Genomic DNA, 11,617 nt, shown 5'->3' on the forward strand with positions numbered 1-11,617 from the left:
GGTCCCCACCGGCGGGGGAGGCCCCGGTCACCGTCCGGCGGCCACGCTGGAGCCATGACCAGCATCGACGTCACAGACCTGACCAAGGAGTACGGAACGATCCGGGCCGTGGACCGGCTGACATTCAGCGTGCGGCCCGGCCGGGTCACCGGCTTCCTCGGCCCCAACGGTGCGGGCAAGTCCACCACCATGCGTCTTGTCCTCGCCCTGGACCGGCCCACCTCCGGCACCGCCACCATCGGCGGACGGGCATACGCCGCGATCGAGGAGCCGCTGCGCCACGTCGGCGCCCTGCTCGACGCACAGGCCGCGCCGGGCTCCCGTACCGCCCGTGACCATCTGCGCATCCTCGCCGCCGCCAACCGGATCCCGGCCGGCCGCGTGGACGCCGTGCTCGAGCAGGCCGGGATCGCGAGCGTCGCCGGCCGGCGGATCAAGACGTTCTCGCTCGGCATGCGCCAGCGCCTCGGGATCGCCGCTGCCCTGCTCGGCGACCCCGCGGTACTGATGCTCGACGAGCCGTCCAACGGACTCGACCCCGAGGGCATCATCTGGATTCGCGAACTGATGCGGCAACTGGCCCGCGAGGGCAGGGCCGTTCTCGTCTCGAGCCACCTGATGAACGAGACCGCTTCCTTCGCCGACCATCTCGTCGTCCTCGGCAGGGGCCGGCTGCTTGCCGACACCGGCATGCAGGATTTCATCGACGCCCGGACCACTCCGAGGGTGCGGCTGCGCACCACCGAGAACGAGCGGCTGCACAGGGCCCTGACGGGCAAGGGCTTCACTCCCGTCGAGGACGAGGACGGCCGCTGGACCGTGGAAGGCGCCCGGGTGACGGACATCGGGCCGCTCGCCGCTCACGAAGGCATCCCGATCCTTGAACTCGCCGATGAAGAGGCCACTTTGGAAGAGGCCTATCTCGCGCTCACCGCGGACGAGACCGAATTCGACGCACCCCGTCCGGCCGTGGCCCAGGAGGTATGACCGTGTCCATCACCCCCGTTCTCCACTCCGAGTGGCTCAAGATCCGCTCCGCACGTTCCCTCGGCGCGACGCTCGGGTCCGTCTTCCTCGCCACCGTCGCCTTCTCGCTGCTGATGTGCGCGACGCTCGGCACCGAGGAAACCGGCAAACCCGACTTCGACCCGCTCCGCTCGTCGTTCTTCGGCCTCAACTTCGGTCAGGTCGCGGCCATCTGCTTCGGCGCGCTGGCTGTCGCGGGGGAGTACAGGAGCGGTGCCGTCCGCATCTCGCTGGCCGCCGTCCCGCGCAGGGGTGTCTTCTACGCGGCCAAGCTCGCTGTCATCGGCGGCCTGGCGCTCCTCGTGGGACTCGCCACGAGTCTTACCTGTTTCCTGGCCGGCCAGGAGTTCCTCGGTGACCGGGGCGTGGGCCTCGGGGACCCGGGCGCCCTGCGCGTCGTCGCCGGCTGCGGGATCTATCTGGCGCTGATCACTCTGTTCTCGGCCGGACTTGCGGCAGTGCTGCGCAGCGGGCCCGCGGTCATGGGCATCCTCATCCCGTTCCTGCTCATGCTGTCGTTCGTGATCGGGGACATCTCGCAGGACGGCGGCATCGTCGAGTTCCTGCCCGACCGGGCGGGCCAGCAGGTGCTGCTGCAGGAGTCCACCGGCATGCTCGGGCCGTGGAGCGGGCTCGGGGTCCTCGGACTCTGGGTCGCCGCGGCGCTCTGGGCGGGCTGGCAGTCGCTGCACCGCCGGGACGCCTGAGGGGCGGTCCTCCGGGCCTCACCGGGCCGCACCGGGCAGCGGGGTCGCACCCCGGCCGACGTCACGGAGCGCCATGGTCGGGGCACACCGTCCATGCAGGCGCGGGGCGAAGCAGGGCGAAGCGAGGCGGACTCCGGGACGCCCTGTGGGACGTACACTCCCACCATGGGTTGCACGCACGCGGTGAGAGAGGGCCTTCGACAGGCACCTCGCGCGCTGTGCACCACCGGCCCCGGGGCCCGCTGCCGCGCTTTGCACGGCCACGGCTGACCGGCTCGGGCCCTCTCCCTCCTTCCGCCCCGCGCGTGGAGCTTTCTCCACGGAGCCGGGGCCTCTTTCCTGTTTCCGGAACACCGCTCCACTGATCTGTCTGCTGAGCACCACCCCCGCGACTCCTCGGCGTGCCGTCGGCGTCGCCCTCGGCGACGGCCGGACCACCGGCTCAGTCGCACCCTCGAGAGGACCCCTGTGAAGTTGAGCGAGTTGCTGGCCGGGCACGACCATGAGGTTCTCCTGGGTGATCCGGAGACGAGGATCACCGCCGGGACGTGCTTCGACGCCCACCGCGTCTCGCCGGGTTCGCTGTTCATCGCGGTGCCCGGTCACTGCGAGGGCGGCCCCGAGCTCGTCGGTCCCGCTCTGGCACGTGGCGCGGTCGCGGTGCTCGTCGACGACGCGGCGCCCGAGCTCCCGGCGGCGGTGTGGGCGTCGGCCGACGGAGTGTGTGTCGTACGGGTGCCGGACACGCGGAAGGCGGCTGCGGTGGTCACCTCCCGCTACTACGGCGAGCCCGGGCGGTCGATGGACATGGTGGCCGTCACCGGCACCAACGGGAAGACGTCCGTGTCGTACATGGTCGAGTCCGTGCTCCGGATCGCCGAGGGCGCACGGGTGGGAGTCATCGGGACGGCCGGCAGCCGCATCGGCGACGAACTGATCCCGATGCCGAGATCGGCGCTGAGCACGCCGGAGTCGCCGGACTTCCAGTACCTGCTGGGGTGCATGCGCGACCGCGAGGTGAGCACCGTGGTCCTGGAGGCCACGTCCATGGGCCTGTTGAACCACCGGGTGGACAGCGCGTTCCTCGACGTGGGGATCTTCACCAACCTCACGCAGGACCATCTGGACGACCACGGCACCATGGAGAACTACCGGGACGCCAAGCTGCGCCTGTTCCAGGGGCTGTGCCGGCGCGCTGTGGTCAACGCGGACGACCCTGTCGGTGACGGGATCCGGGCGATGATGCCTGGCGCGGTCACCACGTACGCGCTCGACGCGGAGGCCGACTACCGGGCGACCGACCTCAGCATGGACGCCCGCGGTACCCGCTTCACCCTCCACCACGCCGGACGCGAGTACAGTGCCGCGATCCCCGTCCCCGGGCGGTTCTCGGTGTCCAACGCGCTGGCCGCCGTGGCGGCCTGCCATCTCCTGGGGCATGACCTGGCAGGACTGGTCACCGCACTCGACCTGATGCCCCCGGTCCCGGGGCGCTTCGAACGCTTCGAGACCCCCCGCGGTACCTCGGTGATCGTGGACTACGCGCACTCTCCCGACTCCCTGGACAAGGTGCTCACCGCCATCCGGGACTTCGCCACCGGCCGGGTCATCACGGTCTTCGGCTGCGGAGGCGACCGGGACGTCACCAAGCGCGCGCGGATGGGGGAGATCGCCGGGACTCTCTCCGACCTGTGCGTCCTGACCTCGGACAACCCGCGGAACGAAGACCCCGAGAAGATCCTGGACCAGATCACACCGGGTCTCACGGCGACCGGCACCAAGTTCGAGCGGTTCGCCGACCGCCGCCAGGCGATCGCCTTCGCGCTGTCCGCCGCGGAACGGGACGACATCGTCCTGGTCGCGGGGAAGGGCAGCGAGCCTTACCAGATCGTCGGCGAACAGCTGCTCCCCTTCAGCGACATGGCGACGGTGCGCGAACTCGCGGCCGCGGGGTAGTACGCGGCGCGGGACAGTACGCCGGTCACCGCGCGCGGTGACCGGCTGCATCTCCTGTCCTCCGGTGACGACAACCGGAACGCCGCCAGACCACCCGTCTGAACCGGCCGACGGCGCGGGTGCCGGCGCAGCCCCACCACTGAGACGTACGACACCACTGAGACGTACGACCTCGTACAACTTTTCGGCGGCTCGTGAGTCATGTGTGGCGGGTGCGCCGGAGAGCGCGCCCGCCACAGCACAAGGGGACGGGAAGCCTCTATGACTCACCACCGAATATCCCGCCGCGCGCGGGCCGCCGCGGCGGTCCTGGCCGCGGGGATGTTTGTGCCGCTGGCCGCGGGCGCGACGCCCGCGGCCGCCGCCACGCCGACGGTCGCCTGCACCTCCAAGAAGGCGGGCCTCGCCGACAAGCTCCGCCTGGACATCACCGCGGCGCTCAAGGGCCGGAAGTCGACGACCGCAGTGCTCGTCAACGACCGGGTCAGCAAGACCAGCTGCGTACTGCGGCCGGACCAGAAGTTCGACTCGGCCAGCGTCGTGAAGGCGACCGTGCTCGCGGCACTGCTCCTGGACACGCAGATACAGAAGCGCGGATTCACCCAGCGCGAGTTCACGCTGGCCAACGACATGATCACCAAGTCGGACAACGCGGCCACCAGCGCCCTGTGGAAGCAGCTCGGCCTGACGAAGATCAAGAGGTTTCTCACGGCTGCGGGCATGACGCAGACCGTTCCCGGCGCCGACGGCTACTGGGGGCTCACCCAGATCACCGCCCGCGACGAGCAGAAGCTGCTGGCCACGCTGACCGTGCCGAACACCGTACTCACCGACGCCTCGCGGTCGTACGAGCTCAAGCTGATGCGCAATGTGATCGCCTCGCAGCGCTGGGGCACGCCCGCCGGAGCCCCCTCCACCGTCACCGTCCAGCTCAAGAACGGCTGGCTGTCGCGGGCCACGCACGGCTGGCGCGTCCACAGCATCGGCGCCTTCACCGGCAACGGCCACGACTACACGATCACCGTCCTGACGCAGGACAACGCGACCATGAACGACGGCGTGAACACCATCCAGGCCGTCGCCCGCGCGATCCACCTGGACCTCAACCCGACCGCGGACGCGCGCACGGCTGTCACGCCGCCGGCCGTCCCGCGCGAGGCGTTCCCGGCCGTGCCCGAGAAGGGCCCCGCGTCCTAGGACCGGGCCGCGAACGGTCCTAGGACGAAAGACCGTAGTTTGTTGCGGCGGGATGAAATCCGCTGCTCGCCGCGTTGGTGCCTTCCGGTAGACCAGAACTGGATCTCACGGGAGGCACCACGTGGCGGCGGAGCAGGGGTGGGCGCGGCGGCTGTCCGGTTACGCCTGGCGGTACCGGCGCAATGTGGTGCTCGCACTGGGGTCCTCGCTCGCCGGCATGGCCGTCATGGCCCTCGTCCCGCTGATCACCAAGGTCGTCATCGACGATGTCATCGGCGACCATTCGAAGCCCCTCGGCGTCTGGACCGGGCTGCTGATAGCCGCCGCGCTCGTCGTCTACGCCTTCACCTATGTCCGCCGCTACTACGGCGGACGCCTCGCCCTCGACGTCCAGCACGATCTGCGGACCGAGATGTACGGGACGATCACCCGCCTCGACGGCCGGCGCCAGGACGAGCTGTCCACCGGCCAGGTCGTGGGCCGCGCCACCAGCGACCTTCAGCTCATCCAGGGCCTGCTCTTCATGCTCCCGATGACCATCGGGAACATCCTGCTCTTCCTGATCTCGCTGGTGATCATGGCGTGGCTGTCGCTGCCGCTCACCCTGATCGCCCTTGCCGTCGCTCCCGCCCTCTGGTTCATCGCCAAGCGCAGCCGTACCAAACTGCACCCCGCCACCTGGTACGCGCAGAGCCAGGCGGCCGCCGTCGCGGGCGTCGTCGACGGCGCCGTCTCCGGCGTACGCGTGGTCAAGGGCTTCGGCCAGGAGGACCAGGAGACCGGCAAGCTGCGTGAGGTCGGACGCAAGCTCTTCGCGGGCCGGCTGCGCACCATCCGGCTGAACTCGAAGTACACCCCGGCCCTCCAGGCGGTCCCCGCGCTCGGCCAGGTCGCGATGCTGGCGCTCGGCGGCTGGCTGGCCACCCGTGGCCAGATCACGCTCGGTACCTTCGTCGCCTTTTCCGCCTATCTCGCACAGCTCGTCGGCCCGGTCCGGATGCTCGCCGTGGTGCTGACCGTCGGACAGCAGGCGCGGGCCGGTGTGGAGCGCGTACTGGAGCTGATCGACACCGAACCGACGATGCAGGACGGTACGAAGGAGCTTCCCGCGGACGCGCCCGCGACCGTCGAGTTCGACGACGTCACCTTCGGCTACGACGAAGGGCGTCCGGTTCTCGACGGCTTCTCGCTGGAGATCCAGCCGGGCGAGACCGTCGCCGTCGTCGGCTCCTCCGGCAGCGGCAAGTCCACCGTCTCGCTGCTGCTGCCCCGTTTCTACGACGTCACGCACGGCGCCGTCCTCGTCGGCGGCCACGATGTGCGCGAACTGACCCTCGACTCGCTGCGCGCCGCCATCGGACTCGTACCGGAGGACAGCTTCCTCTTCTCCGAGACCGTGCGCACGAACATCGCGTACGGAAAGCCTGACGCGACCGACGAGGAGATCGGGACCGCGGCGCGCGCCGCACAGGCCGACCGTTTCATCGCCGAGCTCCCGGACGGCTACGACACCAAGGTCGGCGAGCACGGGCTCACCCTCTCCGGCGGTCAGCGCCAGCGCATCGCGCTCGCCCGCGCGATACTCACCGACCCGCGGCTGCTCCTTCTCGACGACGCCACCTCCGCCGTCGACGCCCGCGTCGAGCACGAGATCCACGAGGCGCTCAAACAGGTCATGGCGGGCCGTACGACCTTGCTGATCGCCCACCGCCGCTCGACCCTCGGACTCGCGGACCGCATCGCCGTGCTGGACGGCGGCCGGCTCGCCGACATCGGCACGCACGAGGAGCTGACACAGCGCTCGGCCCTGTACCGGCGGCTGCTGACCGACCCGGACGAGCTCGGTGGCGTATCGCCGGGACACCGCCCGCCGCTGGATGCGGAACCGCCGGAGGACCACACCGTACGGGACGAGCTCGACGCCGAGTTCGACGTCGAGCGCGGCCTCACGCCCAGGCTCTGGGTACGGGAGGAGAACGCCGGGGAGTCCGCGGCCCCCGGTGCCACGCCCGAACTCCTGGCCCAGGTCGAGGCACTGCCGCCGGCCACCGACACCCCCGACATCGACGAGGCACACGCCGTCCGCCCCGAGCAGGCGTACGGGCTGCGCCGGCTGCTGAGCGGTTTCGGGCTGCCGCTGCTGGTCAGCCTGGTACTGGTCGCGGTCGACGCGGGCATGAGCCTGGTGCTTCCGATACTGATCCGGCACGGCATCGACCAGGGCGTCACCCAGCTCGCGCTCGGCGCGGTCTGGGCGGCCTCCGCGCTCGCGCTGGTGACGGTCGTCGTGCAGTGGACCGCGCAGACCGGCGAGACCCGGATGACGGGCCGCACCGGCGAACGCGTCCTCTACTCCCTGCGCCTGAAGATCTTCGCCCAGCTCCAGCGGCTCGGGCTCGACTACTACGAGCGCGAGTTGACCGGCCGGATCATGACCCGGATGACGACGGACGTGGACGCCCTGTCCACGTTCCTGCAGACCGGCCTCGTCACCGCGTTCGTCTCGGTCGTCACCTTCTTCGGCATCATGGTCGCGCTTGTCTTCCTCGACCTGCAGCTGGCGCTGGTGGTCTTCGCGACCCTGCCGGTCCTGATCGTCGGCACCTTCTTCTTCCGCCGCAAGAGCGTGCAGGCGTACGAGCTGGCCCGTGAGCGCATCAGTGTCGTCAACGGCGACCTGCAGGAGTCCGTGTCCGGGCTGCGGATCGTCCAGGCGTTCCGGCGCGAGCGCGACGGCGGGGAGCGGTTCGCCGCCCGCAGCGACAGTTACCGCCGGGCCCGGGTGCGCGGCCAGTGGCTGATCTCCGTCTACTTCCCCTTCGTGCAGCTGCTCTCGTCGGTGGCCGCGGCATCCGTGCTGATCGTGGGCGCGGGCCGGGTCCAGGCGGGCACCCTCACCGCCGGCGCGCTGGTGGCGTACCTCCTCTACATCGATCTGTTCTTCGCGCCCGTGCAGCAGCTGTCCCAGGTCTTCGACGGCTACCAGCAGGCCACGGTCTCCCTCGGCCGCATCCAGGAACTGCTGCAGGAGCCGACCTCGACCGCCGCGGCGAAGGAACCCCTGAAGGTGCTGTCGCTGCGCGGTGAGATCGCCTTCGAGAACGTCGACTTCGCGTACGGCTCCGCCGACGCGCCCGAGGAGGCTCTCACCGGCATCGACCTGCGTATCCCGGCCGGCCAGACCGTCGCCTTCGTCGGCGAAACCGGCGCGGGCAAGTCGACACTGGTGAAGCTCGTCGCACGGTTCTACGACCCGACGAGCGGCAGGGTCACGGCCGACGGCACGGACCTGCGAGCCCTCGACCTCACCGCGTACCGGCACCGGCTCGGCGTCGTCCCGCAGGAGGCGTACCTCTTCGCGGGCACGGTCCGGGACGCCATAGCGTACGGCCGTCCCGGCGCGAGCGATGCCGAGGTGGAGGCCGCGGCCCGGGCCGTCGGCGCCCACGACATGATCGCCACCCTCGACGGCGGCTACCTCCACGAGGTCTCCGAGCGTGGCCGCAACCTCTCGGCGGGCCAGCGCCAGCTGATCGCCCTGGCCCGTGCCGAGCTCGTCGACCCTGACATCCTGCTGCTCGACGAGGCGACCGCGGCCCTGGACCTGGCCACCGAGTCCCAGGTCAATCAGGCGACGGACCGTCTCACCGGACGCCGCACCACCCTGGTCGTCGCGCACCGGCTGACCACCGCCGCCCGCGCGGACCGGGTGATAGTGATGGACGGCGGCCGGGCGGTCGAGGACGGCACCCATGACGAACTGCTGGCGCTGGGCGGCACCTACGCGACGCTGTGGCGGACCTTCATAGGGGAGGACGAGCCCGCGGCGGTGTAACGGACTCACGGGCCCCGCAACCATTCCGAGCTCATGTGCGTCGTACGCATGTACGGGACCGTGGCGAGGGAGACAAGAGTGTTGACTGGGGCGGGGAACAGTAGGCTCGGGCGGCTGCTCGCGCAGTGCCTCGCCGTGCTCATGACGGTTGTGGCTCTCACTCTGGCGGGCCCCGGCGCCCAGCGCGCCGACGCCGCCGTCTCCCCGTGTGCCGGACGGCCGCAGAAGACCGTCAAGTTCGCCACCGGCGAGCTGCGCATATACAAGAACCGGCACTATGCCTGCGCCGTCACCATCGCCGGCAGGCCCGGCGCGAGGCGGGCCATGTCGGTCTCCCTCCAGGCGCGCGGCGGCCGCGCCGCCGTGGACAAGGGCCTCTTCACCCGCCAGGCGGGGCCCGTCACCGTGCACGCACTCAACCGCTGTGTACGGGCCACCGGCGCCATCGCCGGCACCTCCCGTTCGACCGGCTGGGTCCTCTGCTGACGGGTCATCACGCGGGCTGCGGACGCCCTCGCGCCCGCCGCTGACGGACCGTCGTGCCCGCCGCTGACGGACCATCGTGCCGACCGCTGACGGACCCTCGCGCCCGCCGCTGACGGACCATCGCGCCGACCGCTCACCGACAGCGCGCCCAACTGGGGCTGGCGGGCCGGGCATTGCCACCGCTAGGTTCACCGCGACCACAGGTGAATCAAGGGGAGGGTGAATGCGCAAGGCGCTCAGATGGCTGCTGTCGCTCGTGGTGCTCATTGGCACCATGAGCGCGGCCGGTGCGACGGCCGGGGCGGCTACCGCCGCAGAGCCGACGGCCGGCACGGACATCAAGGACCGGATCCTGGCGATACCGGGCATGAGTCTCATCGAGGAGAAGCCGTACCCGGGTTACCGGTACTTCGTCCTCAACTTCACACAGCCGGTCGATCACCGGCACCCGGACAAGGGCACCTTCAAGCAGCGGATCACCCTGCTGCACAAGGACACCAACCGTCCCACTGTCTTCTTCACCTCCGGCTACAACGTGAGCACCACGCCGCGCCGCAGTGAGCCGACAGCCATCATCGACGGCAACCAGGTGTCCCTGGAGTACCGTTTCTTCACGCCGTCCCGGCCCGACCCGGCCAACTGGTCCAAGCTGGACATCTGGCAGGCCGCCAGCGACCAGCACCGTGTCTTCACGGCGCTGAAGAAGATCTACGCCAAGAACTGGCTCACCACCGGCGGCTCCAAGGGCGGTATGACCGCCACCTACTTCGAGCGCTTCTACCCTGCCGACATGGACGGCGTCGTCGCCTATGTCGCGCCCAACGACGTGGTGAACAAAGAGGACTCGGCGTACGACCGGTTCTTCGAGCAGGTCGGCACCAAGGAGTGCCGCGACAAGCTGAACGCGGTGCAGCGCGAGGCGCTGGTGCGCCGTGCGCCGCTGGAGGCCAAGTACCGGGCCGCCGCGGCCACCGAGGGCTACACATTCAAGACGATCGGCAGCCTCGACAGGGCGTACGAGGCCGTGGTGCTCGACTACGTCTGGGGCTTCTGGCAGTACAGCCTGCTCGCCGACTGCGAGTCGATCCCGGTCGCTGCCACCGCCACCGATCAGGAGATCTACGACTCCGTCGACGCGATCTCCGGCTTCTCCTTCTACACGGACCAGGGCCTGGAGACGTACACGCCGTACTACTACCAGGCAGGCACCGAGCTGGGCTCGCCCGACATCAAGCAGCCCCATCTCAAGGGGCTGAGCCGGTATGGGTACCAGCCGCCGCGGAACTTTGTCCCGCGTGACATCCCGATGCGTTTCAAGCCGTGGGTGATGAGGGACGTCGACACGTGGGTCAGGCACAACGCCCACCACATGATGTTCGTCTACGGCGAGAACGACCCGTGGGGCGGCGAGCGGTTCCGTCTCGGCAAGGGCGCGCGCGACAGCTATGTGTACACCGCGCCCGGCGCCAACCACGGCGCCAATGTCGCGGGCCTCGTGCCGGACCAGAAGGCGGCCGCCACCGCCGCGATCCTGAAGTGGGCGGGCGTCGCACCGGCCGCTGTCCAGGAGGACCCGGCCAAGGCGAAGCCGCTGACCAGGTATGACGCGAAGCTCGACAAGCGGGACATCGAGCGGGAGCCGGCGCTGAGGCCGTAACCGCGCCTCTGCCGGCGTGGGCTGTGCCCGCCGTGTGTGGTCCTCACACGCGGCGGGCGCAGCCCACCGGTCTTTCTCCGCCCAACTGCACGTAGAGCGCCGTCGACGGCGGGCACTGCGACCTGTGGACCACCGCGGACGCCACCTTGAACTCCGGGGCCCGCGTGCCGGATCCGTCGCACGCCGTCTCCTTCACCTGACCGTTGCTCGCGTTGCGGACGCAGTCGCCGACGACGGTGTGCGGACCGCCGCCCCCGCCGGGGTCGCCGGGATGCGGTGGCTCCAGATTGCGCATACAGGCGTAGCCCTGTCCCACCTCGCCGTCGCCGTCCTCGTCGGTCGCCGGGCGGCTCTCGGAGATGTGCAGCACGAAGTCGGTGGCGACCGGGCAGGCGGGGCCGGCCGAAGGCCTCCCGCCGTACCGGGCGATCACCCGGGCCGCCGCCTTCTCGCTGGTGCAGGGGACTTCACGGAAGTCGCGGCCGCGTGAGCCGCAGTCGCCGGGGCCCAGAAAGACCAGGCCGTATCCGTACGGTGTGACGGTGGGGCTGCCGGCGCCGCCGGCCGGACCTGTGCCTCCCGTGGCCTGCCGGCAGGCGGCAGTGAGCGCCACCGCCAGTACCAGGACCAGTATCGGCGCCAGAGTTTTCACCGTCCCCGCGGACCGCCGCTTCGTGCTCATCTGCCACCCCCACCCCACCGGCCCTCCGTGCTCCCGGCCGGTCCCCGTCCAGCGTGACCCGCCGAGGCGGG

At 70.4% G+C, this 11,617-nt stretch carries 8 protein-coding genes; 7 read left to right on the top strand and 1 reads right to left on the bottom strand.

Annotated features, from left to right (window positions below; translation table 11 throughout):
• Positions 1–54: 54 nt before the first annotated feature.
• From ACWDZ6_RS00315 to ACWDZ6_RS00345, 7 genes are all read left to right on the top strand, one after another.
• Positions 55–987, top strand: coding sequence for an ABC transporter ATP-binding protein (locus tag ACWDZ6_RS00315; RefSeq protein WP_451501057.1), 933 nt, complete (start codon positions 55–57; stop codon positions 985–987).
• Positions 984–1,733 carry an ABC transporter permease gene (locus ACWDZ6_RS00320; RefSeq protein WP_451501058.1) on the top strand — a complete coding sequence of 250 codons (750 nt, stop codon included), beginning with the start codon at positions 984–986 and terminating at the stop codon, positions 1,731–1,733. The genes ACWDZ6_RS00315 and ACWDZ6_RS00320 overlap by 4 nt, the downstream gene beginning before the upstream one ends.
• A 468-nt stretch (positions 1,734–2,201) precedes the next feature.
• Entirely contained in the window at positions 2,202–3,689 is a 1,488-nt protein-coding gene (locus ACWDZ6_RS00325; RefSeq protein ID WP_451501059.1) for a UDP-N-acetylmuramoyl-L-alanyl-D-glutamate--2,6-diaminopimelate ligase, read from the top strand.
• A 261-nt stretch (positions 3,690–3,950) separates the two neighbouring features.
• Positions 3,951–4,886 (top strand): serine hydrolase, encoded by a 936-nt coding sequence (locus tag ACWDZ6_RS00330; protein WP_366730721.1) that lies wholly within the window; start codon positions 3,951–3,953, stop codon positions 4,884–4,886.
• 121 nt (positions 4,887–5,007) lie between these two features.
• The gene (locus ACWDZ6_RS00335) at positions 5,008–8,721 is read left to right on the top strand and encodes an ABC transporter ATP-binding protein (protein ID WP_451501060.1); all 3,714 of its coding nucleotides are present in this window, start codon (positions 5,008–5,010) and stop codon (positions 8,719–8,721) included.
• Positions 8,722–8,862: 141 nt separating this feature from the next.
• Positions 8,863–9,207 (top strand): hypothetical protein, encoded by a 345-nt coding sequence (locus ACWDZ6_RS00340; protein ID WP_451501448.1) that lies wholly within the window; start codon positions 8,863–8,865, stop codon positions 9,205–9,207.
• A gap of 223 nt (positions 9,208–9,430) precedes the next feature.
• Positions 9,431–10,864, top strand: a complete 1,434-nt coding sequence (locus ACWDZ6_RS00345) for a S28 family serine protease (protein ID WP_366730719.1) — start codon at positions 9,431–9,433, stop codon at positions 10,862–10,864.
• Positions 10,865–10,907: 43 nt separating this feature from the next.
• On the opposite strand, the gene ACWDZ6_RS00350 is transcribed toward ACWDZ6_RS00345, so the two are convergent.
• Positions 10,908–11,546 (bottom strand): hypothetical protein, encoded by a 639-nt coding sequence (locus tag ACWDZ6_RS00350; protein WP_451501061.1) that lies wholly within the window; start codon positions 11,544–11,546, stop codon positions 10,908–10,910.
• Positions 11,547–11,617: the final 71 nt, after the last annotated feature.

The organism is Streptomyces sp. NPDC002926, assembly GCF_053591755.1.

Bases quoted from the DNA above. Each gene is read 5' to 3' on its own strand.
- ACWDZ6_RS00350 (WP_451501061.1), bottom strand. From the start codon at position 11,546: ATGAGCACGAAGCGGCGGTCCGCGGGGACGGTGAAAACTCTGGCGCCG.
- ACWDZ6_RS00330 (WP_366730721.1), top strand. From the start codon at position 3,951: ATGACTCACCACCGAATATCCCGCCGCGCGCGGGCCGCCGCGGCGGTC.
- ACWDZ6_RS00340 (WP_451501448.1), top strand. From the start codon at position 8,863: ATGACGGTTGTGGCTCTCACTCTGGCGGGCCCCGGCGCCCAGCGCGCC.
- ACWDZ6_RS00315 (WP_451501057.1), top strand. From the start codon at position 55: ATGACCAGCATCGACGTCACAGACCTGACCAAGGAGTACGGAACGATC.
- ACWDZ6_RS00345 (WP_366730719.1), top strand. From the start codon at position 9,431: ATGCGCAAGGCGCTCAGATGGCTGCTGTCGCTCGTGGTGCTCATTGGC.
- ACWDZ6_RS00320 (WP_451501058.1), top strand. From the start codon at position 984: ATGACCGTGTCCATCACCCCCGTTCTCCACTCCGAGTGGCTCAAGATC.